30 protein-coding genes and 1 riboswitch are annotated in these 26,538 nt (G+C 43.2%); of the genes, 22 read left to right on the top strand and 8 right to left on the bottom strand.

Annotated elements, in window-relative coordinates; translation table 11 throughout:
- Positions 1–26: 26 nt before the first annotated feature.
- Together ACPEEM_RS09235 and mobA are read right to left on the bottom strand one after the other, a co-directional pair.
- Positions 27–542 (bottom strand): hypothetical protein, encoded by a 516-nt coding sequence (locus ACPEEM_RS09235; RefSeq protein ID WP_424406763.1) that lies wholly within the window; start codon positions 540–542, stop codon positions 27–29.
- 126 nt (positions 543–668) lie between these two features.
- Positions 669–1,247, bottom strand: a complete 579-nt coding sequence (gene mobA / locus ACPEEM_RS09240) for a molybdenum cofactor guanylyltransferase MobA (RefSeq protein ID WP_424406765.1) — start codon at positions 1,245–1,247, stop codon at positions 669–671.
- Positions 1,248–1,311: 64 nt separating this feature from the next.
- Between mobA and ACPEEM_RS09245 the strand changes: the two genes are divergently transcribed.
- From ACPEEM_RS09245 to ACPEEM_RS09265, 5 genes are all read left to right on the top strand, one after another.
- Positions 1,312–1,578, top strand: coding sequence for a YihD family protein (locus ACPEEM_RS09245; protein ID WP_424401856.1), 267 nt, complete (start codon positions 1,312–1,314; stop codon positions 1,576–1,578).
- A 9-nt stretch (positions 1,579–1,587) separates the two neighbouring features.
- Positions 1,588–2,205, top strand: coding sequence for a thiol:disulfide interchange protein DsbA (gene dsbA / locus ACPEEM_RS09250; RefSeq protein WP_424401857.1), 618 nt, complete (start codon positions 1,588–1,590; stop codon positions 2,203–2,205).
- 59 nt (positions 2,206–2,264) lie between these two features.
- Positions 2,265–2,594, top strand: a complete 330-nt coding sequence (locus tag ACPEEM_RS09255) for a DUF413 domain-containing protein (RefSeq protein ID WP_424406767.1) — start codon at positions 2,265–2,267, stop codon at positions 2,592–2,594.
- A gap of 142 nt (positions 2,595–2,736) precedes the next feature.
- Positions 2,737–3,834: a tRNA (uridine(54)-C5)-methyltransferase TrmA gene (trmA, locus tag ACPEEM_RS09260; RefSeq protein ID WP_424401859.1), complete on the top strand. Its 1,098-nt coding sequence runs from the start codon at positions 2,737–2,739 to the stop codon at positions 3,832–3,834.
- 3 nt (positions 3,835–3,837) lie between these two features.
- The gene (locus ACPEEM_RS09265) at positions 3,838–4,602 is read left to right on the top strand and encodes a class I SAM-dependent methyltransferase (RefSeq protein WP_424406768.1); all 765 of its coding nucleotides are present in this window, start codon (positions 3,838–3,840) and stop codon (positions 4,600–4,602) included.
- A 12-nt stretch (positions 4,603–4,614) separates the two neighbouring features.
- Here the strand turns inward: ACPEEM_RS09265 and aroE are convergent, their stop codons facing one another.
- The 4 genes from aroE to ACPEEM_RS09285 are packed head-to-tail and all read right to left on the bottom strand — an operon-like array spanning position 4,615 to position 7,181.
- Positions 4,615–5,433 carry a shikimate dehydrogenase gene (gene aroE / locus ACPEEM_RS09270; protein WP_424406770.1) on the bottom strand — a complete coding sequence of 273 codons (819 nt, stop codon included), beginning with the start codon at positions 5,431–5,433 and terminating at the stop codon, positions 4,615–4,617.
- Positions 5,434–5,437: 4 nt separating this feature from the next.
- Complete coding sequence (locus ACPEEM_RS09275) at positions 5,438–5,989, bottom strand: Sua5/YciO/YrdC/YwlC family protein (RefSeq protein ID WP_424401862.1); 552 nt, start codon at positions 5,987–5,989, stop codon at positions 5,438–5,440.
- Positions 5,986–6,546: a topoisomerase DNA-binding C4 zinc finger domain-containing protein gene (locus tag ACPEEM_RS09280; RefSeq protein ID WP_424401863.1), complete on the bottom strand. Its 561-nt coding sequence runs from the start codon at positions 6,544–6,546 to the stop codon at positions 5,986–5,988. Before ACPEEM_RS09280 ends, ACPEEM_RS09275 begins: the two co-directional genes overlap by 4 nt.
- Entirely contained in the window at positions 6,543–7,181 is a 639-nt protein-coding gene (locus tag ACPEEM_RS09285; RefSeq protein WP_424406772.1) for a Maf family protein, read from the bottom strand. Before ACPEEM_RS09285 ends, ACPEEM_RS09280 begins: the two co-directional genes overlap by 4 nt.
- A 105-nt stretch (positions 7,182–7,286) precedes the next feature.
- Between ACPEEM_RS09285 and rmuC the strand changes: the two genes are divergently transcribed.
- From rmuC to ACPEEM_RS09350, 13 genes are all read left to right on the top strand, one after another.
- Complete coding sequence (gene rmuC, locus ACPEEM_RS09290; RefSeq protein WP_424406774.1) at positions 7,287–8,894, top strand: DNA recombination protein RmuC; 1,608 nt, start codon at positions 7,287–7,289, stop codon at positions 8,892–8,894.
- Between the two features lie 400 nt (positions 8,895–9,294).
- Positions 9,295–10,284, top strand: a complete 990-nt coding sequence (locus ACPEEM_RS09295) for a hypothetical protein (RefSeq protein WP_424406776.1) — start codon at positions 9,295–9,297, stop codon at positions 10,282–10,284.
- 11 nt (positions 10,285–10,295) lie between these two features.
- The gene (locus tag ACPEEM_RS09300) at positions 10,296–10,778 is read left to right on the top strand and encodes a hypothetical protein (RefSeq protein ID WP_424401867.1); all 483 of its coding nucleotides are present in this window, start codon (positions 10,296–10,298) and stop codon (positions 10,776–10,778) included.
- A 589-nt stretch (positions 10,779–11,367) separates the two neighbouring features.
- A riboswitch (TPP riboswitch) is annotated at positions 11,368–11,460 on the top strand.
- 76 nt (positions 11,461–11,536) lie between these two features.
- Positions 11,537–12,265, top strand: coding sequence for an ABC transporter ATP-binding protein (locus ACPEEM_RS09305; protein WP_424406778.1), 729 nt, complete (start codon positions 11,537–11,539; stop codon positions 12,263–12,265).
- Positions 12,255–13,007, top strand: a complete 753-nt coding sequence (locus ACPEEM_RS09310) for an ABC transporter permease (protein WP_424406780.1) — start codon at positions 12,255–12,257, stop codon at positions 13,005–13,007. Before ACPEEM_RS09305 ends, ACPEEM_RS09310 begins: the two co-directional genes overlap by 11 nt.
- Positions 13,008–13,109: 102 nt before the next feature.
- Positions 13,110–13,763, top strand: a complete 654-nt coding sequence (gene tenA, locus ACPEEM_RS09315; RefSeq protein WP_424406782.1) for a thiaminase II — start codon at positions 13,110–13,112, stop codon at positions 13,761–13,763.
- Between the two features lie 20 nt (positions 13,764–13,783).
- A complete protein-coding gene (locus ACPEEM_RS09320) occupies positions 13,784–14,731 on the top strand; it encodes an ABC transporter substrate-binding protein (RefSeq protein ID WP_424401872.1) in 948 nt (315 codons plus the stop codon).
- Between the two features lie 108 nt (positions 14,732–14,839).
- Positions 14,840–15,643 (top strand): hydroxyethylthiazole kinase, encoded by an 804-nt coding sequence (thiM, locus tag ACPEEM_RS09325; protein ID WP_424405008.1) that lies wholly within the window; start codon positions 14,840–14,842, stop codon positions 15,641–15,643.
- Positions 15,636–16,448 (top strand): bifunctional hydroxymethylpyrimidine kinase/phosphomethylpyrimidine kinase, encoded by an 813-nt coding sequence (gene thiD / locus ACPEEM_RS09330; RefSeq protein WP_424401874.1) that lies wholly within the window; start codon positions 15,636–15,638, stop codon positions 16,446–16,448. The genes thiM and thiD overlap by 8 nt, the downstream gene beginning before the upstream one ends.
- Before the next feature lie 274 nt (positions 16,449–16,722).
- Complete coding sequence (locus ACPEEM_RS09335) at positions 16,723–17,457, top strand: HAD-IIB family hydrolase (protein ID WP_424406784.1); 735 nt, start codon at positions 16,723–16,725, stop codon at positions 17,455–17,457.
- Between the two features lie 84 nt (positions 17,458–17,541).
- Positions 17,542–18,216: a thiamine phosphate synthase gene (thiE, locus tag ACPEEM_RS09340; RefSeq protein ID WP_424406786.1), complete on the top strand. Its 675-nt coding sequence runs from the start codon at positions 17,542–17,544 to the stop codon at positions 18,214–18,216.
- The gene (locus ACPEEM_RS09345; RefSeq protein WP_424406788.1) at positions 18,206–19,501 is read left to right on the top strand and encodes an MFS transporter; all 1,296 of its coding nucleotides are present in this window, start codon (positions 18,206–18,208) and stop codon (positions 19,499–19,501) included. The genes thiE and ACPEEM_RS09345 overlap by 11 nt, the downstream gene beginning before the upstream one ends.
- Before the next feature lie 151 nt (positions 19,502–19,652).
- Positions 19,653–20,186, top strand: a complete 534-nt coding sequence (locus ACPEEM_RS09350) for a TIGR00645 family protein (RefSeq protein ID WP_424404101.1) — start codon at positions 19,653–19,655, stop codon at positions 20,184–20,186.
- A gap of 170 nt (positions 20,187–20,356) precedes the next feature.
- On the opposite strand, the gene lptD is transcribed toward ACPEEM_RS09350, so the two are convergent.
- Positions 20,357–22,702: an LPS assembly protein LptD gene (gene lptD, locus ACPEEM_RS09355; RefSeq protein WP_424406790.1), complete on the bottom strand. Its 2,346-nt coding sequence runs from the start codon at positions 22,700–22,702 to the stop codon at positions 20,357–20,359.
- 63 nt (positions 22,703–22,765) lie between these two features.
- Positions 22,766–23,317 carry a DNA-3-methyladenine glycosylase I gene (locus tag ACPEEM_RS09360; protein WP_424401879.1) on the bottom strand — a complete coding sequence of 184 codons (552 nt, stop codon included), beginning with the start codon at positions 23,315–23,317 and terminating at the stop codon, positions 22,766–22,768.
- Between the two features lie 186 nt (positions 23,318–23,503).
- On the opposite strand from ACPEEM_RS09360, the gene tal reads away from it, so the two are divergent.
- The 4 genes from tal (at position 23,504) to ACPEEM_RS09380 (ending at position 26,505) form a co-directional block, all read left to right on the top strand.
- Positions 23,504–24,457, top strand: a complete 954-nt coding sequence (gene tal, locus ACPEEM_RS09365) for a transaldolase (protein WP_424406792.1) — start codon at positions 23,504–23,506, stop codon at positions 24,455–24,457.
- A 36-nt stretch (positions 24,458–24,493) separates the two neighbouring features.
- Entirely contained in the window at positions 24,494–24,676 is a 183-nt protein-coding gene (locus ACPEEM_RS09370) for a hypothetical protein (protein WP_424406794.1), read from the top strand.
- A 227-nt stretch (positions 24,677–24,903) separates the two neighbouring features.
- Positions 24,904–25,650, top strand: a complete 747-nt coding sequence (locus tag ACPEEM_RS09375; RefSeq protein ID WP_424406796.1) for a hypothetical protein — start codon at positions 24,904–24,906, stop codon at positions 25,648–25,650.
- A 132-nt stretch (positions 25,651–25,782) separates the two neighbouring features.
- Positions 25,783–26,505, top strand: a complete 723-nt coding sequence (locus ACPEEM_RS09380; protein WP_424406798.1) for a hypothetical protein — start codon at positions 25,783–25,785, stop codon at positions 26,503–26,505.
- The last annotated feature ends 33 nt before the right edge of the window (positions 26,506–26,538 follow it).

The raw sequence follows: 26,538 nt of genomic DNA on the forward strand, positions 1-26,538 counted from the left end.
CATACGCCCAGTTTTCTAAAATTCGATCATTTTGTGCAAAGTTTTAGCACTTGTTCTGCACCTTGCACAATGTAAGGATCTTCTTGTGCACGAACCTTATCTGCTTGCAGATCTTTCATCGCATCATAAATCCCTTGGGTGAGACTGGCTTTGTCTAAATGTGCCCAACAATCCGCTTTTAACTGATGAAAATTGGTTTGTAAGGCTGAGGCAAACAACACGCCACTATAATAAGCATGGATATGGGTATCATGCCCACCTTGATAGAGGTTCGTGCGGATTTGTTCAATCGGTAACAAAATACGGTTAAGATACCAATCGTTCACACCACTTGCGAAAGAATGGACATCATAATCTTGATCCACTCGCCCTTTGTAAGTCTCAATTGTGGCTTCATAGGCTGTGGCGTAAGATTTTTGATCGATGTTCTCTTGTTCTAGCTGAATAACCGCTTGTTTATCCCCTGTGAATGGAAGGTAATTGGAAAGTGAGCAAGCAGACATGATGCTGATTGCCGTCAAAAGAGAGAGTGTTTTCAACATAGAAAGATCCTTTCAGTCAAGTGAAATTATCATCACATTATACTGCGAATCTGCTATTTCGCCAATGAAAGGCATTTGAAAGGGGCAAAATCCTTTGTTTTCCCAAATATCATGCTGTTTCGCACCTCATTCCCGCATCTGTGCTAATTGGTCTAAGGTATTGATGTTACAAAAAGCAGGTTTGTGTTGCGAAAAATCCACTGCCACCGCCTGATGTTGTTGCATAAAAGACAACATTTTACGCTCCCCTTTGGCTAAATAAGCCTCCAATGCGGGCACAAGGGCGGTAGAGACTAAACAAAAGGTGGGATGTTCACGTTCACCATCATGGACATAAGCGATCAAAACTTTTGAAAAATGCACCGCACTTGTTAACTTTTCTGCCAAATTAAGGGGGAAATAAGGACAATCACAGGGGACAAAAAGCACAAAATCGCTCTTAGCTCGTTTCAAGGCGGTCAGCATGCCACTTAATGGGCCTTGAAAATCCGCCAGCTCATCGCTAAATACGGGCAATCCATATTGTGCATAAATGCCTTGATTTCGGTTTGCATTAATGGAAATGTCCTCCACCTGCTTTTTCAGGCGTTGGTACACATGCATAAATAAAGGGCGCTGATTTAAAGGCTGTAACCCTTTATCTACGCCCCCCATACGGCGTGCTTTGCCCCCAGCTAAAATTACCGCACTAATTGTCATTCTCATATTTTCTTCTTTGTCTAATTACAGTATGATCCGAACACATTTTCACAATCATAAGGAAAAGCACATGAAATGTCATCGTTTAAACGAAGTCTTGGAACTTCTTCAACCTTACTGGTCTCAAGAGCCTGATCTTCATTTATCGCAAATTTTACAAAAAATCGCTGATGAAGCGGGATTTGACAAGCCTGTGGCGGAATTAACAGATGAAGTCATTATTTATCATTTAAAAATGCATGGCACCGATAAACATGCTCCAATTCCAGGCATCAAAAAAGATTATGAAGATGATTTTAAAACAGCCTTGCTCAAAGCACGAGGCATTATTAAATAAGGATTGTTTATGAAAAAATTATGGATCGCATTAAGTGCATTTTTCCTCGCTTTTTCCGTGCACGCTAGTCCCTTAACGGAAGGCAAACAATATATTGCCCTTTCCAATGCACCGAGTGCCCAATCTGAAGTGGTTGAGTTTTTCTCTTTCTATTGCCCACATTGTTATTCTTTTGAGTATCAATACAAAATTCCCGCACAAGTGAAACAAAGCCTCCCTAAAGGCGTGGATTTTAAACAATACCATGTGAATTTCTTAGGTCCACAAGGGGAAAATTTAACCCGTGCTTGGGCATTTGCCATGGCAACTGGCGTGGAAGACAAAGTGAAAGAGCCGTTGTTCCTTGCGGCACAAAAAAATGCCCTTCGTTCGATGGACGATATTCGCAATATCTTTTTACAAAAAGGTATTTCCGCAGAACAATTTGATGGGGGCATTAATAGCTTTGCAGTCACCGCATTATTCAATAAACAGACCCAAGCTGCCGAGCAAATGAAAGTACGTGGCGTGCCCGATTTTTATGTGAATGGTCGCTTCCGAGTCAATCCTGAAGGGCTTGCCACTCACGATACCGCAAGTTTTATCAAAGATTACGTAGAAACTGTAAAAGGTTTATTGCAAAAATAGTAAAAAATTGGTTTAATGCTTGCCGTTTTTTAGAATGAAGATGACTCGCAGAGGATATTATGGCTGAAAGTTTTAGTGTTATGCGTCGTTTTTTTGACGACAAAAATTACCCGAGAGGGTTCTCACGTCACGGTGATTACACCATTAAGGAATCACAAGTGCTTGAACAATATGGTCAAGCATTTAAAGCGTTAGAATCGGGCGAGCGAGCTCCTGTCACGCAAGAAGAACAAGATTTCGTGGCATGTTGCCGTGGTGAGCGTCAACCTGAAACTTTCTTAGAAAAAACTTGGCTAAAATATCGCTCCCGCATCTCCACCACCAAACGTGTTTATACGCTCTCTGGCGTGGTCGGTGTGGATAACTTAGATGATTTTTCAGCAGAATAATCAGACAAAACACAGAAAAAAGGCTTGGGTAACTAAGCCTTTTATTTCTTAAGCCCAGCAAAACCCAACAAAAGGCAGAAACTGGGATTCTTCATCCATCATCAATCAAGGCAGTCTCAGCACTTGCCTCAAAGCAATCACTATGCAATCCACATTACCTATTGAACAGTACGCCCATTTGCTTAAAGAAAAACAGCAAAAATTAACCGCACTTTTAGCCCCGTTTAATCCGCCTGATCTTGAGGTATTTGCCTCACCGACACAGCATTATCGTATGCGTGCAGAGTTTCGTATTTGGCATCAGCAAGGTGAGTTTTACCACATTATGTTTGATCAACAAACTCGCCAACGTTATCGGGTGGATCACTTCCCCATTGCAAGCCAACTGATTAATCAGATGATGCAGGCACTGTTGCCCTTATTAAAAACCGAGAAAGTCCTTCATCACAAACTCTTTCAAATTGATTATTTAAGCACCTTAAGCAATAAAATCATTGTCAGCTTGCTGTATCACAAACCCCTTGATGAACAATGGCAACAAGCGGCGAACACATTAAAAAACCAATTGCAACAACAAGGCTTTGATGTGCAACTGATTGGACGGGCAAGCAAACAAAAAATCTGTTTAGATCAGGATTTTGTGGATGAAAAACTGCAGGTTCACGGCAACACCTATGTGTATCGCCAAGTGGAAAATAGCTTTACCCAACCCAATGCCACAGTGAACCAAAACATGCTGGAATGGGCAGTGGATTGCACCCGACATAGCCAAGGGGATTTACTTGAACTCTATTGTGGCAACGGTAATTTCTCTATTGCCCTTGCCCAAAATTTCCGCAAAGTGCTGGCAACAGAAATTGCGAAACCTTCGGTTGCCGCCGCACAATTTAATATTGCAGAAAACGGCATTGAGAATTTGCAAATTATTCGGATGTCTGCAGAAGAATTTACCCAAGCCATGAACGGCGTGCGTGAATTTAACCGCCTAAAAGGCATTGATCTCAGCGATTATGCATGCAACACCATTTTTGTGGATCCTCCACGGGCAGGGTTAGATCTGGACACTGTCAACTTAGTGCAACAATATGATCGCATTTTGTATATTTCCTGCAATCCACATACCCTTTGTGATAACCTCAACACATTATGTCAAACCCACCGCATTGAAAAAGCGGCGTTATTCGATCAATTCCCTTATACCGACCATATGGAAGCGGGTGTGTGGTTAGTGAGGAAATAAGCGATGAAGATTCAGCTCATTTGCGAAACGGAAAATGCGGAAAAATTCACCGCACTTTGTGAGGAAAAAGGCTTAGCCCATGATCCAGAAAGCTATTTGGCTTTAGTTCAAGCTTATGATGAACAAGGTCAAATGCGTTTGGAATTGCGTAAATTAGATGAGCCGAAACTCGGTGCTGTGTTTGTGGATTTTGTAGCAGGGGCGATGGCTCATCGCCGTAAATTTGGGGGTGGACGAGGTGAAGCCGTAGCAAAAGCAGTGGGGATTAAGAACGACTATTTGCCCACAGTGATTGACGCCACCGCAGGATTAGGGCGTGATGCTTTTGTGCTAGCGGCAATTGGTTGCCAAGTGCGTTTGCTGGAACGTCACCCTGTGGTGCGTTTATTGCTCCAAGATGGCTTGCAACGTGCCTACGCCGACCCTGAAATTGGCGAGATGATGCAGCAAAATATGCAACTGCTCCCCGTGTCCCATATTACCCAACTGGATCCCGCCACCGATTTTGCCGATGTGGTTTATCTTGATCCGATGTATCCCCATAAACAAAAAAGTGCCTTGGTGAAAAAAGAAATGCGTGTTTTTCAACACTTAGTGGGGGCAGATTTAGATGCGGATAGCTTACTGGCACCCGCTTTATCACTGGCACAAAAACGGGTGGTGGTGAAACGCCCAGATTATGCGGCATACCTTGCCCAACAAGCACCGCACTTTAGCCGAGAAACCAAAAACCACCGTTTTGATATTTATTTAAATCACTCGGCGTAACACCTCGATTCCCTATAAAAGGGAAACCTCATCTTGCTTGAGTAACACCTCAAATTCTGGCATCACACCACGCCATAAATAAAAGGCGTGAGCAGCTTGCCCCACCAACATACCAAAACCGTCACTCACACGTTGTTTTCCTAGCTGTTTGCATAGGGCAATAAACGGGGTGTCGGTGCCTTTGGCATATTGCATATCGTAAAGTGCGGTGGCTTTTTGCAAAATTTCAGGGGAAATATTCACGGTTTGCCCCTGTAAACCTGATGAAGTGGCGTTAATGATCAGATCAAAGGCTTGCACAGGGATCTTCTCCAGTTCAACGGCTTGGATCTGACCATATTGTGCAAATTTGTCTGCCAGATCCTCCGCCTTACTTAAGGTGCGATTGGCTAACACAATTTGCTGTTTGGCTTGTAATAAAGGCAACAACACCCCTTTCGTGGCACCACCTGCCCCCAAAATTAACAGACGTTGTTCTGGCTTAAGCCAGCCGAGACGTTGTAAATCACTCACCAAGCCTGCCCCGTCGGTGTTATCGGCATATAAGCGTCCATCCTCTAATTTTTTCAAGGTGTTACAAGCTTCTGCAGTCAGGCAACGTTCGCTGTGAAGATCCGCTAACTGAAACGCCCGTTCTTTGAAAGGGGCGGTGATATTGCACCCTTTTGCCCCTTTTTCAAAAAAGACTCGCAATTGCTGTTCAAAATCTTGTTCATCACCCAACATGGCAACATAATTCATCTGTTGTGCTGTTTGAGTGGCGAAGATTTTATGAATCTGTGGTGATTGACTTTGGGCGATTGGATTGCCCCATACCGCATAATTATCCATTGTATTAACCTTGTCTAAAAAGTTGATTAGTAAAAAGATCTCGGATTTCTGAAGGATTGGACGCCACCCCCACAGGACAATCCAACACAGGAAAATCCGCCCCAAATTGTTTTCTCACTTCCTCAGCACTGCGACAAGGGGGCAAAGTGGTGAGATTGGCACTGGTTGATGTCAAGGCAAAACCTGCTTGTTCACACAATTGTTTCACCGCAGGGTGATCGCATAAACGCACGGCAATGCTCGCAAATTGCCCCGTTAAAAAGGTTGGGGTAGTCTTTTTCGCTGGCACAACCCATGTCGTAGGACGCTCATATTTCCCTTGCAAACGATCCCAGTGGGCTTGAGTAAACATTGAGGTGTCAATAAATGGCAATAAATAATCCAAACTGGGTGCCACTAAAATCAGCCCTTTTTCCCTTGGGCGTTGCTTCAACATTAATAATTTTTGCACCGCACTTTCGCTAAAAGGGTGACAACCCAGTCCAAAGACCGCTTCAGTGGGGTACGCCACCACTTCATTTTGTTTAAGTTGTTCGACAATCTGTTGAATATTCATGAAGATGTAATTTCCGAGTTAAAAAGATGGCGACAGCCTTTCGCTGCACATTGAAAAGTGCGGTAGGTTTCCGTGGTTTTTTTCAAGGTACAAACTGCCCCACCACAGGCAGGACAGCTCACCAAATAAGGCTTACTGGCTAAGGTAAATTTACAATGCGGATAACGGTTGCAGCCATAAAACACTTTGCCTTGTCGTCCACGACGTGCCACCAGCTCACCTTGCTGACAATCAGGACAAGGGATCGTCTCTTCCGTTTGTTCTTCTGGCTCATCATGCACCACAAAATGACAGTCAGGATAATGACTACACCCAATAAACATACCGAAATGCCCTTGTTTCAACACCAAAGGATGCTGACACTCAGGGCACAATTCTGACAAGACTTTAATTATTTTCGTTTCCGACTGAAAAGAAAGTGGCTTAATGTATTCGCAAGCAGGATAAGCCGAACAGCCCAAAAACAAGCCTTTTTTGCCCTGTTTCACCTGTAATACGGCATGACAAAGGGGGCAATATTCCTGTTGTTTTGTGTGCTGAAAAAGGCGTGAGCTCATGCATGTTCCTTCGGTTCAAATGAAAACAATTCTACCCCAAAGGCTTTCAACAATGCCACTGTTTCAAACACGGGTAACCCCATAACACCGCTAAAACTGCCCTCGATATGTTCAACAAATGCCCCACCCAGTTGCTGAATGCCATAAGCCCCTGCCTTATCCATTGGCTCGCCTGTAGCAATATAGCCTTGGATGTCCCTTTCTGTCAGGGACGTAAAACGCACTTGGCTCGTTTGTGTTGCCGTGTGCATGTGCGTGTCATCTGCCACACAAACGGCAGTGAACACCTGATGAGTTCTGCCCGATAACGCCCGTAACATGGCTGCCGCATCGGCTTCATTTTTGGGTTTGCCTAAAATCTTGTCATCGAGGATCACCGAGGTGTCCGCAGAAAGAAAAGGCAAAGGAAAGGCAAAGTGCGGTGCATATTGCCCCACTTTTGTTTGTTGCCAATGCTGACGAGCCGCCTTGTTTTTCTCCACCGCCATTCGCCACACATAATCTGCCCCTTTTTCATTGGGCAAAGGGGTTTCATCAATCTCACAAGCACATAGCTCAAAACGAAAGCCTAAGTTTTGCAAAATCTGGGCACGACGCGGACTGTGGGAGGCAAGGTAAAATTGAAAATTTGTCATGATATCACCGACTAAATAAAAAAGATTATAACCCGTTAGGCGAAATCCACCAGATTCCTTTATACTTTACGCCTAAATTCACTTTACTCAAACATGGTCAATATAATGTCTGAACTCACATCTTTTCACTCTTGGCTCATTATCTCAGGACTTATCCTCAGCTGTGTGGTGCTGTTTTTTCTCAGTGTCCATCGAAAACGGGATAGCCAAGAATTACAACAAAACCTGAATAAAACCATTGAAGATTTCAATCAATTACTCGCCAAATTTGAAAGCCTTCAACAGGCGAAAAATCAGCTAGAACAACAGGTGGTGAAATATCAAACCACCGCAGAAGGCTTGCAAGTGCGTTTAACTGAACGTGATGACAAATTAACCTATTTACAACAAGAGCTAGGTGAAGAGCAGGCTCGTCATCAAGCGATTGCAGAAAAAATCACCGCACTTAAAGAGCGTGTTGGAATGGCATCTGCACAAGCGGAAAGCTTAGAAAAACAACTTGAACATAGCCAAGCAAATGTCAGCCGTAAAGAACAAGAAAATCGTGAATTAGGGGAAAAATTGACCGCACTTTCGCAAGAATTCACCGAGCTGAAAACCACGCTAAGCGAAAAAGAAAAACACTTTGCCGAACAACAGCAACATATCGAACAAAGTAAGCAACAACTCAGCACGGAATTTCAAAATCTGGCGAACCGTATTTTAGAGGAAAAAAGCCGTAGCTTTAGTCAAAGCAATCAAACCGCACTGGATAACCTACTCAAACCATTTCGAGAGCAAATTGAAGGCTTTCAAAAACGAGTGAATGAAATTCATTCTGAATCGGTGAAAGGCAATGCGGGCATTGAGGCGGAAATTAAAAAAGTCTTAGACATTGGTTTAACCATGTCGCAACAGGCAAATAATCTCACCTCCGCCTTAAAAGGGGAAAAGAAAACCTTGGGCAATTGGGGCGAAATGCAATTGGAACGTGCGTTGCAATTGGCGGGCTTGATAAAAGGCGAGCATTATGAGGCACAAGCCCATTTTAAAGACAGCGACGGCAAACATAACTACCCCGATTTTGTGCTGAACTTGCCTGATAACAAACACCTCATTATCGACAGCAAAATGTCGCTAGTTGCCTATGAAAGTGCGGTCAATTCTGAGGATGATTTGGTGGCACAAAGCAAACTGCGTGAACACCTCAAAGCCATAAAAAACCACATTGATGATCTCTCTCGCAAGGATTACAGCAATTTAATTGGCATGCGTAGCCCCAATTTCGTGTTGATGTTCATTGCCGTAGAACCCGCCTATATCGAAGCGTTAAAAATGGATCCAAGCCTGTTTAATTATGGTTATGAGAAAAATGTGATTTTAGTCTCTCACACCACCTTAATGCCCATTTTACGCACCGTGGCTAACCTGTGGCGAATTGAACGAGGCAACGTGGAAGCCAGAGAAATCAGTGCACGAGCAGGGGAAATTTACAACCAAGTCTGCGTCCTTGCCGAACGTTTAGGCAAGCTCGGCAACACCCTTTCTTCCGCCAGCAGTCATTACAATAGCACCATCACCGCCTTAGTGGGTCAGCAAGGTTTAGTGGGTAAAGTGGAACGCTTCAAAGACCTCTCCGCCAAAGCCAACAAAACCATGCCAAACGTGGAATTGTTGCATAATGCGGTGGAAGTAGAACGGTTGGAAGTGGTGAAAATTGAGAGTGAGGGATAAGCTTTTCGGCTTCCTCTAGATGTACTAAAAGATCATAAAAAATCTAGGGGGAGCAAACTCACCTCAAATAGTTCAAATCAGCTTTCATTCATTTTATAAACATGCCTATACTTAATACATCGGGTAGTATTTGCAAGAATACCATATTACCAACCTTGGTTGACGTTGGTGGATTGCGATAGTTATCAAATGAGCATTAACGGGCAATTTTTCCTTGCGATTATTTTGTTCAAAGCCTTAATGCTTGGGCGACGCAGATATAGAAAACGACATTTACTCACTGGCAAACGAAACCCCTCACCGAACCACCAACCCCTGAAAAAATTTTTTATAAAAATTTGCGTAGAAAATGGTCAAATAGTAAACTGCGAGAGACACTTACAAACAACTGGAGACAGATATGGACAACAGAGACTACAACGAAAAAGCCCTTGATAAGATGCTTGAGGATATGGAAATGGCAGAACTCAGGGAGGCTACTGACTGGTGGGATAAAAACGACCAGGAAACAGAGAGACTCTTAGCTCAACAAGAAATGGAATTAGATAGACGCTTGGCTGAATTTGAGGAAGAGGGGCATCGCTACGAGGAAGACATGAGAAAGCAGTGCGAAGATCAAGCGGAAAGATTCTGTGAAAAAATAGACAGGGTTCGTGAGTATTTTTTGCGTGACACCCTCGCTCGTGGGTATACCCCAAACACGCCTACTGATATATCACGCAATGGTAAAGTGATGAATGTCGGGGAAATTCAAGAGGCTATTGATGAAGCGAGAAACCAGCTTGATATTGTTAATGGTGAAATACAGCTGCTGATTGTCAATAACACCGACTTTGACGAATGCTCTAGACCGCGAGAGGCATACGAAAAAACACGCTCGGAGATGTCCTCGCACCCTGATATGCTTAAATTGAAAGCGAAAGCATACGACCTCTACTCCGAGATTGACAGACTTAGCTCTGCTACACCTGACGGCGAGAGTGAGGAGCCGTTGCAGGATTATGAGTATGCAGGTTTTGGGGTCTTACGTGATGCTATTAAAAGAGGGTACTCTGCGGAGGCGAAAGCGGATATGCGGATTAACGGTAACAAAAAGACGACACTTGGTGACGTAGAGAACGAAATCCGAAAAACGTGGGTTGAGTTGAACAAGACAAAAGACAAAATCAACAGTATCCGACGCAAGAAATTACTGGACGACGGTCTTTTCAAAGAAGGCGGCAAATTCGACAAAGAAGGGCTTGATGAACTTATGGCATCACCTGAGGTAGTGGCACTTAAAGTGCGGTATTATGACCTACACCAAGATTTGTGGTGCCTCAGCACAGCATCCCCTGAAACATGCTACGAATCAGATAGATTCGACAAATTTGGCGATTCGTCGTTCTAGTGGGGTGCAGCATGAGTAACAGAAAACTACACGACCAGATGATGCACATCATCCACTACGAAAAAGACACGCCTAGCGGTTTCACGAACAAAGTACCCATACCACCCGAGCTAATTAGAGAACTAAACAACGTCGAGCCTAAATACAACGACGATTTAACGCTTATACTTGAACAGTACATAGACGGCTTAAGAGGACTGTTAGACTTAATGAGAGTAAAATCGCTGTTTGAAGTAGCGGTAAAAGCCTTACCTAACGACACTGAAAATCTCGCAGGGGAAATATTTTACTCGAACGACAAATGTGGCCTCATAACCCTATCAGGGAGGAAACGTAACGAGCTAGACAGTCTGTACGACAGGTTCTGCGACCTGTATCGCCGTAATGCGTATTCAAGCACCGACGACATCAACGTGGAGTATTGCAAAGAACATATGCAAAGGGTTAGAGAAATAATAAAAGCACACGTTACCAAAATAAAAACAACCCCATAATTGATTATCAGTTAAGGGTTCTTAACTGGAGATAGGTATGGCTATAGATGAAGAGTTCCAAAGACAATGGGAAATATCTCGTTCAGCTGAAGGAGCGAAAGCGAGAAATGCGTACACCCCAAAACCCAAGAAAATCACTATCGAAGACCTACTTAATGGTAGGTATCCAAGCAGTAAAACTCGTCCGCTACATTACTCACCCTATGAATACTACTATGACTACGACGACTCTGGGGAGGCATACAATCCAGTTGAGGATAACGGAACTGTGTACGAGTATTACATGGAAAACGACATAGATTGTGAACACTATGATTGAATAGAAACAGCAGACATATAAGGGGTTATTAGTATGTTTGGTATTCTGAAACTACAATCCTATCATTACCGTAAGCTATGAAGCTCTGTACAAATATATTGAAGCATATATTGAATCTGGCTTTATAAGCAAAAGTGTAAAAATACTAGGTGTTCTAGCTGTCGAGCTATGAGCTACGCCAACGAAGTTCTTACTTGAAACAGGAATTTTTATAGATAATTTTTGTGGGCGGTGCCTTTCTTTTTATAAAAAAATCAGTTAGGCTTATACCCACTTTAGTCGGGGTGCCACCAATGTGGCTGAGATGATACCCGTGAACCTGATACAGCTCGCACTGACGTAGGAAACTAATGATATGCTTATCCGCCTTTTCTCTTCAATTTGCTTTTCTTGGTTTGTTCATCTGTCGCTTTTCAATTCATGACACAATGAATGCCGTATGAATGCCGTTGAAATTCACCAGTTAACATTACGTTTTGCCCAGAAACCATTATTTTCGGCATTGGATTTTGTATTGCCGAAAGGAAAATGGACAAGCCTATTAGGGGCATCGGGTATCGGGAAATCCACCCTGTTGCGTGCGATTGCAGGGCTTGAAAATCAAGCCATTACCGCAGGCAAGATAACCATTGCACCGAACCAAACCATCAGTTATATGGCACAACAAGATGCCCTTTACCCTTGGTTATCGGTGATTGACAATGTGCAACTACATTTGCACTTACAAGGAAAGAAAAATCAGCAAAGTGAGGAAAAAGCCAAGTCATTACTTGCAGCGGTCAACATGGCAAATCACTGGCATAAAGCCTGCTATCAACTTTCTGGTGGTCAACGTCAACGTGTTGCACTTGCTCGCACGTTAATGCAAGACGCCAATACCATTTTAATGGATGAACCTTTTTCGGCATTGGACGCCATCACCCGTATTCAATTACAAGATCTCGCTTGTGAGCTGCTCAAACACAAAACGGTGTTATTGATCACCCATGATCCGCAAGAAGCGATCCGTTTAAGCGATGTGATTTATGTGCTAAAAAATCAGCCCGCCCGTTTATCCGATCCCCTTTTATTGGCAGGGAATCCCCCTCGGCAACTCGATCAACAAGATCTTTGGCAGCAACAAGCACGGTTATTTGCTCAACTGGTTGAGGGACAAGATGAAAATTAAATCCTTGTTCCATGTGCTGTTATTAAGCCTGATGTTGTTATTTTTCTGGCAAAGTGCGGTGTCTTTTTTTGACATTCCACGCTATATGCTCCCTGCACCAAAGGATGTGTTTACGCAGTTACACCACCGCTACGATTTATTGTGGCAACATAGCCAAATCACCTTGTTAGAAATCCTGTTAGGCTTAGTGCTTGGGGTGTCCTTCGGGCTGATTTCCGCTTTGTTGCTCAGCCTGTCTGATCATTTATCCAAATATTTATTGCCTTTGCTGGTGATCTCGCAAGCCATTCCCGTTTTTGCGATTGCCCCCCTTTTGGTGCTGTGGCTCGGTTATGGCTTGGCATCGAAAATCGCCATGACCATTTTGATTATTTATTTCCCTATCACCGCCGCTTGTTACGATGGCTTACGCAATACGTCAACTCAATGGGTAGAATTGGCGAAAACCATGCAAGCCTCGCCCCAAGCCATGTTATTTAAAGTGCGATTGCCTGCCGCCTTGCCTTCCTTGGCGTCGGGTTTACGCATTGCGGTGTCTGTTGCCCCCATTGGAGCTATTGTGGGGGAATGGGTAGGATCATCGCAAGGATTAGGCTATTTAATGCTCCATGCCAACGCCAGAATGCAGGTGGATCTTATGTTTTCCGCCTTGTTGATTTTAATGATCATCAGTTTACTTCTGTATTTCACGGTAGATGCGTTACTCAAGAAATGGCTTCCTTGGGTGAAATACTTAAAGTAATCCAACAAGAGACAGCTTCATAGGATGGGCTTCAGCTCATCATTAAATAATGAATCTTGAGTTGATGGGCTAACGCTCATCCTACACTTTTTGGGAGAAAAAATGTCAATCACACAAACCTTGATTAAAAACGCTGGTCAACACTGGCAGGATTATGTCGAACACGACTTTGTACAACAACTGGAAAACGGCACGCTACCTCTGGCGAATTTTCAGCACTATTTGAAGCAGGATTATCTCTATTTATTACATTACAATCGTGCCTTTGCTTTGGCGATTTATAAGGCGGATAACCTCAAACAAATGGAAATAGCACATCAATCGGTAGCGGTATTGCTACATGAAATTCAACTGCACATTGGCTTTTGCAAAGGCTGGGGCATTGATGAGCAAACCTTGCTTGCCACACCTGAATCTGCCGCTTGTGTGGCTTATACTCGCTATGTGCTAGATTGTGGCATGACGGGCGGGTTACCTGAACTTTATGCCGCCATGGCACCTTGTGCAATGGGGTATGCGGAAATCGGGCGAAATCTTGCCACTCGAGGAAAAAGCCCAGCCAATAATCCCTATCAAGCGTGGATTGACATGTATTCCTCCGAGGAATTTCAACAAGGCACACAAGCCTTGGCGGACAATCTCGACCACCTTTGCCAAGGCATGAACAGCACACAACTTGCCAAAATTCAGCAGATTTTCAACACTGCCACACGCATGGAATCGGCATTTTGGCAAATGGGATTAGATTTAAGTTAACAACAAAAAAGGAGACAAATATGCCAACATTCATGAAACATACACTGACTCTCGCACTTGCCATGGGGCTGAGTTTTTCTGTGTCTGCCAAAGAAAAATTGACCTTATTACTGGATTGGTTTGTCAATCCCGATCATGCCGCCATTATCGTGGCACAACAAAAAGGTTATTTTGCCCAACAGGGTCTAGAGGTTGACATTGTTGAACCAGCAGATCCGTCCTTGCCACCGAAATTAGTGGCAGCGGGGAAAGCCGATTTAGCGGTGGATTACCAACCCCAATTACAAATTCAAGTGGCTGAAGCCTTACCTTTAATCCGTGTCGGCACCTTGGTGGCAACCCCACTGAATAGTTTAATCGTGTTAGAAAAAAGTGAGATTAAAAGCCTTGCCGATTTAAAAGGCAAAAAAATCGGTTATTCCGTCAGTGGTTTTGAAGATTCTTTATTAAAAGCCATGTTAGCCTCGGCAAATTTAACCGAGAAAGATGTACAAATGGTCAATGTGAACTGGTCGCTTTCTCCCTCTTTAATCAATGGTCAGGTCGATGCCGTGATTGGCGGATTCCGTAACTTTGAATTAAACCAAATGAAACTGGAAAAACACATGGGGCGTGCCTTCTATCCTGAAGAACATGGCGTGCCTGTGTACGATGAATTGATTTTAGTCGCCAATAAAAACACCCTCTCAAAAGCGAAAATAAGTGCATTTTTAACCGCACTTGAGCAAGCCACGGTTTACACCTTAAACCATCCACAAGCGGCATGGAAAGCCTTTGTCTCTTATAAACCGAAAGAATTAGACAACGATCTGAACCGTTTGGCTTGGGCAGATACCTTACCACGTTTAGCGTTACGCCCAAGAGCATTGGATGCCCATCGTTATGAACGCATGGCAACCTTTTTAAAAGACAGCGGTTTGACTAAGGAGGTGAAACCTTTGTCGGATTATGCCATCGAGATTAAGTAAGTGATGGTTGAGGTTCTGTTGGGCGAGCAAAAGAAAGCAGCTCGTCCATCGGGCGAAACTCGCTAAGAATACCGACCCCCCCCACATAAACCCAAAGTGAAAAATGTCATGCTGAAATCAATATATCTACAAAAAATCAAAGCCCAAAATCCCCTTGTCCACAACATCACTAATGTTGTGGCAGCCAACTTTTCAGCCAATGGGCTATTGGCAATTGGTGCATCACCGTTAATGTCTGCGGCAATAGAGGAAATGGAAGAGGTGCCTCGCATTAGCCAAGCTTTGGTGATCAACATCGGCACCCTCATGGGAAAAGAAGTGGCGGCAATGGTGCTCGCAGGCAAAACCGCTAATGCAGTGGGCATTCCCGTGGTGCTCGATCCCGTTGGCGTGGCGGCGACCTCTTTTCGTCAACAAACCGTAGCAACCTTGTTAAACGAGGTGAAATTTGCCGCTATTCGTGGCAATGCAGGTGAGTTGGCTAGCCTTGCTCAAGTGGATTGGCAGGCAAAAGGGGTTGATGTGGGCTCGGGTGAAGGCGATTTAGCCGAAATTGCTCGCATAGTCGCAGAAAAATATCATTGTATTGCGATGATAAGTGGGGCAACGGATTATTTAAGTGATGGTCAACGTCAGGCACAAATTCACAATGGCACGCCATTATTTCCGAAAATTACGGCGTCAGGCTGTTTATTAAGTGCCGTTTGTGGGGCTTTTTTAGCGGTGGCGGAACCAGAACAATATTTTGATGCCATGTTAGAAGCAGGCACTGCCTATGCCATTGCAGGTGAGCTTGCCGCTATCCCGTTAAGCGACACACAACATGGGCAATTTTATCTTGGCTTGCTCGATCAGCTTGCAAGCCTTTCTCCTCAAAAAATTAATCAATATGCAAGGATTTCTTATGCCTAATATTCCTATTGCCTTAACTATCGCAGGCTCAGATAACTGCGGTGGGGCAGGCTTCCAAGCGGATTTAAAAACCTTTCAAATGCAGCACGTGTTTGGTATGACCACCATTACCGCCATTCCTGTGCAAAACAGCCTTGGCGTGTACGACATTCACCCCGTGCCACTAAACATCATTGAAGGACAACTCAAAGCCATTGCCGACGACTACCAAGTCAATGCCTTTAAAATCGGGATGCTTGGCAACGCAGAAATTATCGAATGTATCGCCAACGCCTTGAAAAAATACGATTTCGGGCGAATGGTGCTCGACCCCGTCATGTACGCCAAAGGCGGTGCAGCGTTACTGGAGCCTGATGCGGTGGACGCCTTACGCACCTTGCTCGTGCCAAAAGCAGAAGTGATCACACCAAATTTACCTGAAGCAGAAGCCTTAACGGGCATCAACATTGTGGACGATAAAACAGCGTGCGAAGCGGCGGAAAAATTGCGTGCCATGGGCGTGCGAAATGCGGTGATCAAAGGCGGACACAGTGGCAATTCACAAAGTGACATCTGCCGTGACTGGCTGTTTACCCCAACAGATATCTTGCATTTTGACAGCCCTCGTTTCAACACCCGCCACACCCACGGCACTGGCTGCACTTTCTCTGCCTGTATCGCTGCAGAACTGGCAAAAGGGGCGGAAGTGGTGGATGCGGTGAAAACGGCAAAAGCCTTTATTACTGCGGCAATCAGCCACCCATTGAATATCGGGCATGGGCATGGACCGACGAACCACTGGGCGTATTCGGAGTTGGATCAATAACGGATTTCGCCGTTGGCGACCTTCTTTCTTTTGCTTGCCCAAAAGAAAGAAGGCAAAGAAAAAGGCTCCCCTGCTGAACCGCTTTTCTTCGCTTTGTTGAGATTGCCTTAACGGAAAATTTGTAAACTCGCTCCGCTCAAACAGTACAAATTTTCCTAGAAATCTCAAGTCGCTCAGGCGTTTCAGAAGGGGCAAACCTCTCTAATATTGCTTAATATAGAATGTAAGATGGACTGAAGCTCATCCTACCGACCGCAAACAACAAGGATCTCTAATGAAAACCATTGTTTTCGATATTGACGGGACGATTTCCCAATCGGGCAAACCGGTTTCCATCGAAATTTGCGAGTATTTAACCGCACTGAGCCAAACGCATCACATTGTGTTTGCCTCCGCGAGACCCGTGCGAGATATGTTGCCAATGATAGCCAAACCCTTACACCACAACGCCTTATTTATCGGCTGTAATGGGGGAATGGCATTTAAACAGGGGCAATTTCTTTTTACGCATACCCTTGAGAAAAAGTATCTTGAGCAAGCGTTAGCAATTCTCAAACAACAACACATTCCCTACGTGCTTGATGGACATTGGGGCTATGCGTTCTCGAAAGTGGCTCACCCTTTTCAAGGGTACATTAAAAGCTTGAGCGATGCGGAAGAAGAGGAGGAGGCGTTGCTACAAACAGGGGTAACCAAGCTGTTAGTTCTCACAGATGAACCCAATAACGCCCTGATTTCCACGTTAAATCAACGGAATATCAGCTTACATATTCACAAGGGCGAAAATTTTTTTGATATTACGCCACAAGGCAACAACAAATATCGTACGCTCAACACACTATTGGGCAAACAACAATATATCGCATTTGGCAACGATCAAAATGATTTTTTAATGCTGGATAATGCCGAAACTGCGGTGTTTGTGGGCGATGCAAACACCTACCCAACCGCAGATTATTACACGATGGTGGATAAGGTGTTGGAGGTTATTCAATCGGTGACGAAATAAAACGCATCATTAAATAATGAATCTTGAATTGATGGTCTAAAGCCTAGCCTACAACCCTGCCATAATTTAATAACAGGAGTGAAAATGACACAAACATACGACGTGAGAGCCGCAATGCAGCTCTATTTTATTGCTGGCACGCAAGACGTGTCCCATCTGGCAGGGGATCCTGCGGATAATTTATTGAACGTCTTGACACAAGCGTTACAAAGTGGGATCACCTGCTACCAATTCCGTGAAAAAGGCAAAAAAGCCTTACAAGATCCAAGCAAAATCAAAGCATTAGCCATTCAATGCCGTGATCTTTGTCGTCAATATCAGGTGCCCTTTGTGATTGATGACAATGTCGATCTAGCGGTGGAATTGGGAGCGGACGGTGTGCATGTGGGACAAACGGATATGCCCCCAGAGCAAGTCAAACAGCGTGTTGGCAAACACTGTTTTGTTGGCACATCGGTGAACACTTTGCAGCAAGGTTTAGCCGCACAAGCCAATCCTTTTGTGGACTATTTCGGCACAGGGCCTATTTTTCCCACACAATCCAAAGAAGATCCTAAACCCGTGGTCGGCATAGCATTTGTTTCCACCATTCGAGCCAACGGCATTGATAAACCCCTTGTGGCAATTGGCGGTATTACCGCAGAAAGTGCACAAACATTACGACAACAAGGGGCAGATGGCGTGGCAGTCATTTCAGCCATTGCACAATCTACGGATATTGCCAAAACGGTGAGGGCGTTGCTTGGTCATGCAGAATAATCCTCGTAATGTGGCGGTGGCGACCATGGTGGGGACCGCCATTGAATATTTTGATAACTATATCTATGCCATGGCAGCCGTATTGGTCTTTAATCACCAATTTTTCCACAGTGCCGATCCCGTTAGCAATGAATTGGCTTCGCTGTCCACCTTAGCGTTGGCGTTCTTTGCTCGCCCTTTTGGTGCCATCTTATTTGGGCATTTTGGCGATAAAATTGGGCGTAAAAAATCCCTGATTGCCTCGCTATTATTAATGGGGATCTCAACCGTCTCAATAGGTTTACTGCCTAACTATGCCGATATTGGGATTTGGGCAACACTGTTACTCTGTTTATGCCGTGTGGGTCAAGGCATTGGACTTGGTGGAGAATGGGGCGGTGCGGCTTTAGTCGCCATTGAAAACGCCCCTGTGGATAAACGTGCAAGATATGGCATTTTTCCACAACTTGGTGCCCCTATTGGCTTATTACTGGCGAATGGGGCATTTTTCGCCGTTGGGCAATATTTTGGTCAACAGGCGTTAGTGGAATGGGCATGGCGTATTCCTTTTATTGCATCTGTCGTCTTGGTGGGAATTGGCTGGTATGTGCGAACCAAAATTCACGAAAGTGCGGTCTTTTTTGAGGCAGAAAAACAAGGGCGAACGCATGCGTTCCCGATTAAAGCCGTCTTCACACAGCAAATCAAACCCTTTATAACCGGCGTGTTTCTCGCCACCGCAGGCTATGTGTTGTTTTATATTTTAGCGGCTTTTGCACAAATTTATGCCAAAAGCCCAACCACACTTTCCCCGGCTGGGCACCCGATGGGATTAGGTCTGCCTGCAAGCACTTTCACCGCCTTTTTGTTGAGCACCTCTGTCATTTTTGGGATCGCCATTGCCTTTTCAGGTCTCTACGCAGACAAAATCGGGCGTCGTCGTTTAATGCAATATGTCAGTGTTGCGACCCTCGTTTTTGGTCTGTGTTTACCGATCTTTTTAAGTGAAGGAACTGCATTCAGTGTATTTGCCTTTTTAGCCATTGGTTTCACCATTATGGGAATGTCATTTGGGCCGATGGCTGTTTTATTACCCGAATTATTTCCAACGGAAGTGCGTTATTCAGGGGCGTCCATTGCCTATAATCTTGCGGGCATTTTAGGTGCCAGTGTGGCGACCATGGTAGCAATGAAACTGAATGCCAATTTTGGCTTAATGGGGGTCGGGATTTATTTGGCTGCCAATGCCTTGATTTCTTGGATTGCCTTATGTTTTATTCCTGAAACCAAAGGGCGTGCCTTATAACACCTCGCATAGGAAGGAAATGCAGTCAAGAATAGGTGCTGCATTTCGCACAAATTTATTGAATTCTGTCTAAAAAACAGGTAATTTTGCTCTCTTTTTTACTCTCAATGAATGAAGACTATCCATGGAACAACATAATCAAGCGACCCCTATGAAATCAAAATCGGTGCCATCTCAAGCACCGAATATTATCAGCCAAATTATTTTTGCCAGCCGTTGGTTACAATTGCCTATTTATTTAGGTTTGATCATCGTACAAGGTATCTATGCTTATAAGTTTATGAAATCCTTGTGGGAATTGATGACGAATTTACAAACCATGGATGCAAACATGATTATGCTTGCGGTGCTTAACTTAATTGATGTGGTGATGATTGCAAACTTATTGGTGATGGTGATCGTGGGCGGTTATGAGATTTTCGTCTCAAAATTACGCACCAAAGATCACCCTGATGAACCAGAATGGCTCAGTCATGTGAATGCGTCTGTGCTGAAAGTGAAATTATCAATGTCCATTATCAGCATTTCATCCATTCATTTGTTACAAACCTTTGTGAATGCCGCCAATATGGATGAAAAAACCATGATGTGGCAGCTTCTGCTCCACCTTGGCTTTTTAATCTCTGCGGTAGCCATGGCATATACCGATAAAATTCTTTACAGCACCAGTCATAAAGGGCATTAATCCCATTGACCATGAAAAAAGACCTTGAGAGATCACATCAAGGTCTTTTTTTATCTGGAGGATTACCAAATGCGGCGGAGGGCGTTTAAAACTTTTCCAAAAAGCACCGCACTTTTTAACCCCGAATATTACATTCTCAGCTTATTAAAGCATTCACGTTGATGGCATGATTAATAGACACTAAATGCATGGAGGTAAGGCAGTTTGCCTCGTTGTAGCATTTTTTCAATATTACTTTTGTGATCGGTGGTGCCTAAACCTCGTAACTCAAAATTCACCCCAAGACTTTTATCATAAAAAATCTCGTTCTCTTTCTGATTCGGTCTGCTCGTCACACTGCGTTTCGCTCCCACATTCACTGCCCAACAACAAGTGCGGTATTCCACGCCGAAATATTGTTCCACTGGTTTTTTCAAAGCAAGATCTTGATAATGACGAGCCACCACAGCCCAATTATCGGTCAGCTCCCATGCGATAGCCCCCCCTAATTGTTTAATATCCTGACCATAACGATTGGCACTGCTCGTTAAATTTTGGTCAATGTATTCTTGGCTGGCATAACGATAACCCACTTGAACCACATTATTGCCTTGCGGGTTGTATTCTAAAGTGAAGTTCCCCAAAGAGGATTTATTTAAGCGTGTATCGTATTGATAACTCCCCCGCCAACGCCATTGATCATTCATTTTCCAGTTAGATTCTAATGACCAAGAGGATGAACGTCCGTAGGTACTGTTTTCGGCACTGTTATCAATGCGAGAATCCTGTAAGTAATAAATTTGACCAGCGGAAAAATTAAAACGCTCATGACCTTTTTTATCATAAATACGCGTGGTGCCCCCCACTGTCACTTGGTTAGCAGAGGCAATGCGATCTAATCCGCTATAACGACGATCACGGAATAATGCAAAATAATCTTGTTGTAATAATGAGGAATCATAACCAAACCCTAAATACGCATTGTTCATTTGTGAACCGATCTGACTTTGGTTTTTATAAGGGCGATATAAATATTGCACACGAGGCTCAAGGGTTTGTGTATAGCCCTCAATAAAGGTTTGATGGCTTGCTAACACCGTTTGGAAATCCACTTTAATTTGTGGCAACAAACGATTAATTTTCCCTTTTACCGCTTCTGCAGCAGAACTATTGCCCGATTTTTGACGATAAGTTGTGGCATACAGTTTGGTTTCAATATTCAAGCTACCATAACGGTTAGATAAAGGTAAATTCACACTTGGCTCAATATGGAAACGCCATGCTTTTGGCATAACAGGACTTTTGTTATCAAAACGTACCGCTTGGGCAAACAGTTTGAAATCCAACAGTTTTGCAACATTATTTTTGTAGTAATTGATATCAAGCTGCGGCAATGCACGATAAGGCCCAATCTCAATTTCATCAAAAATCTGGAATTGTTTCACCGCCAAAGCAATATTGTAATTCGGCTGATAGTAGGCAATGCGTGCACGTTGATCCGCATAACCATCGGTGCTATTTCCGTATTCAGAATCAAAATCGGTGAAGTATTGTTTGTCGCTGACACGGGTGTAATCTAAGTCTAAACGCCAATTTTCCAAGAAACTGGAGTTATGTGTCCAATAAAACAAATGCCGTGAACGTTGATTCAACACACCTGATTGGGCTTTATCATGCCCTAAATATTCGCCCGCAATTTTCCCTTCACCAATAGGGCTTAAATAACGAAATTCGCCATTCAATTGCCAGCCACGCTTAGACATATATTTTGGCGTAAAGGTACTGTCTAAATTCGGGGCAATATTCCAATAAAAAGGTTGAGCATAAAAATAGCCATCACGGCTTGACGTGCCCACAGTCGGCATTAATAAACCTGAACGGCGGCGATCGCCAATGGGCAGTTGCAAATAAGGGGTGTAAAAAATAGGTATGCCATGCACTTTAAAGCGTGCATGCCACATTTCTGCATATTCTTCGGCAATGTGTTGTCGCATTTCACTGGCTTCAATCGACCATGTATTATCATTTGGTAAACAAGAGGTAAAACTTGCATTTCTCATTACACGATAATGTTCACGAAGCTCTACCTCGGTTGCCGTACCACGACCTTGGCGATTTACAAATTGATAGTTGGCGTTTTGAATATCGGTATCTTTATTATTTAAATTAATGTCTGCCGCTGTTCCATCAAGATGCAACATATTATCTTTATATTTAAAATGTCCGAGCACATGTGCCATACGCTGAAAATGCGTGCCTTTCTGTTGCTGGGTAATTTCCGCAGAGGCTGCGGTTAAATAACGGTTACCCTGTTGAATCTCAACATTACCTTCATATTTTGCGTTCACGGATTGAGTCAATTCAGCACGGTCTGCTTCAATATAAACGGGCAACTCATTAGGATTGCCTTCCACTAACTCGCCATGAAACTGCGGAACCCCCGCTAAACATTGTAATTTCAAGTCAGCGACACTTACGCCACTGTACAACGCACTCAGCACAGCAAAAGAAAGAAGGGAATAAGTATTCTTTTTCATTGGATAACCATATTTTTATCAAAAATTAGCCTGATTATACTGGAAAATCAGGGGAAAGGTATATTATTTCCAGTGGCAATCATCTTGGTGATCATTCACCAATCCAGCAGCTTGCATAAAGGCATAACAGGTGGTTTCGCCCACAAAGACAAAGCCCCGTTTTTTCAACGCCTTAGACAAAGCAAGGGAGGTGGCAGTTTTAGTCGGCACGTCACTTAACGCCGATACCCTATTGATTTGTGGCTGATGATCCACGAAAGACCAAATAAATTCGCTGAAATGTTCACCGCACTTTTGCATCGCCAGATAGGCTTTAGCATTCGTGATAATGGCGTCCAATTTTTTACGATGCCGAATCACGCCACTATCTTGCATTAAGCGATCCACATCCAATGCGGTCATCTTGGCAATTTTTTCAGGATCAAACTGATGAAACACCTGCCGATAATATGCCCGCTTTTTCAACACCGTAAGCCAAGATAACCCCGCCTGTTGCCCTTCCAGACACAGCATCTCAAACAATTTCAAACTATCATATTCAGGCTTCCCCCATTCCTTGTCATGATAATCCGTATAAATGGACGTATTCCCCACCCAAGCACAGCGTATTTTCATCCTTCCCCTCACTTCTCGCCTCTGTTCTCGCCCCAGTTCTCACTCAGTGCGGTCAGTTTTTAGAGTGTTTAAAATACGCCTTTCTCTAAAGAAATCAACGTAAAAGATCATTCCATTTTCGCTTTGATGTGCTATTGTATAGGCACTCAAAGAACATGAATTGTAATGCTAAACTAGAGGGAAATTATGACCACACAACTTGATGCTTTACGTAATATGACTGTCGTTGTTGCAGATACTGGCGATATTGAAGCGATTAAAAAATACCAACCTGAAGATGCCACAACAAACCCATCTTTAATTTTAAGTGCCTCTGCACTGCCACAATATGCCTCATTAATTGATGATGCCATTGCCTATGCAAAAGCCAAAAGTGATTGTTCAAAACAACAACTCATTGATGCACAAGATAAATTAGCCGTAAATATCGGTTTAGAAATCTTAAAAATCGTGCCAGGACGCATTTCCACAGAAGTGGATGCACGCCTTTCTTATGACACACAAGCCACCATCGAAAAAGCGAAAAAATTAATCGCACTTTATAACGAAGCTGGCATTGCCAATGATCGCATTCTGATCAAAATCGCCTCCACATGGCAAGGTATCCGTGCGGCAGAAGCTCTTGAAAAACAAGGGATCAACTGTAACTTAACCCTCTTATTCTCCGAAGCGCAAGCCCGTGCTTGTGCAGAAGCGAATGTTTACCTCATTTCACCTTTTGTCGGTCGTATCCTTGACTGGTACAAAGCCAACAGCGATAAAAAAGACTATGCCCCAGCAGAAGATCCAGGCGTGATTTCAGTGAGCAAAATTTATCACTACTATAAACAACATGGCTATAACACCATCGTCATGGGGGCAAGTTTCCGCAATGTTGGCGAAATCACTGAATTAGCGGGCTGCGATCGTCTCACCATTGCACCTGCCTTGTTACAAGAATTGCAAGAAAACCACAGCTCACTTGAACGCAAACTACACTACACAGGTGAAGTGCAAGCCAAACCACAACCATTAACCGAAGCCGAATTCCATTGGGCACACAACAGCGATGCGATGGCGGTGGAAAAATTGGCAGAAGGGATTCGCAAATTCGCCGTTGACCAAGAAAAATTAGAAGCGATGCTTTTAGCAAAATTCTAATATCACACTGAACAAAAAAGTGCGGTTATCCATCATTTGCCCGAACAGAAAGCTTCAGCTACTGACTTTTTAGGGCAAATTGCCTATAAACCGCCTTTTTTGTTCACGATTCCCCCAAACATCGCCCGCCCCCTTTCCCATTTAAGGGATATTCACCGTGCCACCTCATTTCAGCATCAACACAGCACAAGCACAAAAAGTGCGGTCGATTTTAGATAAGTTTTAACAAAGAAAGCGCCACCTCCCCCAATTTAAATAACCACAACACCCCATTAATCAGCCTATTTTATGATTAAGCCCTGTCAACATTTGAGCTAAATCAAGGTCTTTTCAACAAAAACACAATAAACGCTTGTTCCTATCGAAAAAAACTGGCAGAATTCGGCGATTTTTTTAAATCGGTTTTGTTAATGGAATAACAAAGAGTAAAAATAAGGAGTGTTTAAATGAAACCCATCAACTCTGTTGCCGTTGCTATGTTGCTTTCTTTGGGCATTGTGGCTTGTAGCGGTAACGGTTCGTCAAATGCAGCGGAGAATCATGCTGCACCAACCCCACCAGCCATAAACGAAAATGGAAATACTGAACAAGCTGGTTCTACAGAATGGATCAAAAATGCGATAGATAATCCCGACTACATCCATTTGAATGCCACAAATGAAACTATCGTGCTTCAAAATATCAATGATAAAAAAACAATACCTACCACCTATTCTGACATCCTTTTGGAATACCCACCAAGTAAGTCAATTGAGATTGGTGGCAGACCAAAATCAGGTAAGCATCTCGATACAAACCATGTTGCTTTAGATGCCACTTACACAGGGAAATTGTACTTCGCTGATAAAACTCAAAAAAACAAGATAAAAATTCGCCCTGTTATATTTAAACTTCAAGGTCAACACATTTCTGGGCATTCTGTCAAAAACATTGAAGATGACCTACAAGTTATATTTGAAAAAACAGCAATTAATAAACAAAAATTGGCCGAACAAGGAAAAATAGTTGATGTGCTAGGTTTCAATGCGAATTTTAAAGCGACAAAAGAAAAGAAAGACTTTGATAAAGGCGGATATCTTGGCTACTTTGCAGGCCCTAAAGCCGAAGAAGTGGTGGGTGAATTGCGTGGTACAGAACACATTGACGGTGCTTTTGTTGCTGAAAAACAAGCTATTCCCCTTACTAAACCTTAAATATTCATTCACATAACAAACAATAAACACACAAACTTGTATTCTTTCTTAAAAACTGGCAGAATGCGCGACCATTTTTAAGCTCAGTATCTTGAGCAAGAATACAGAAATTTCAAATCTAGGAGTTTTAATATGAAACCAGTGATCAATGTAGCGGTTGCCCTTTTACTTTCTTTAGGTCTTGTTGCTTGTGGCGGCGGCGGTGGCGGTAGTACGTCAAATAACAATGCAGCAGCGGTGAATCCAAATCTACCAAAAGATGATGTGAACTATATCGAATTAAATGATTCAAATAGCAAAAGTATCACCCTTGTAGATGGAAAAGAAGAAAAAATTGAAAAAACATACACCTATCTATCTTTGTATAAAAAAGGCAATGACATTCTTATCGCACCTAAAACAAAAGATCTTACAAATGTGTCTTATAAAGAAGAATTAATGAAATTAGATGCCAAATATAACGGTGTTGTTTTATTATCTTTGAAAGGGGAAGATAATAACAACTCTCAAATAAAACAAAGAAGTGCCATATTTAATCTTAATAAAAACCAAATTTCAGGACATTCTGTAAAAACAAGTACTGATGATATTCAAGTTATTTTTAAAGCATCCCAAGTTAAAGAAATAAAAAATCAGCACTTAGGCTTTGAAGGTCAAGCAGAAGTAAATAAAAATCAAAAACTTATTACTAGTGCAAATTATTTTGGTGAGTTCGCTGGCTCTAAAGCTGAAAATATTGCTGGATACTTTGTTGAAACCGAGCATAGAGACCAGAACACCCAACCAAAAGTCTCTGGTGGTTTTATTGCGACACGAGAAGTGGTAGCAGAAAGCACACCTGCACCAAAACAATAACCTTCTAAACGACCATGCCCTCATCATGAGGGC

The sequence above is a fragment of the Pasteurella pantherarum genome (assembly GCF_049670885.1).
Classification (GTDB): Bacteria; Pseudomonadota; Gammaproteobacteria; order Enterobacterales; family Pasteurellaceae; genus Pasteurella.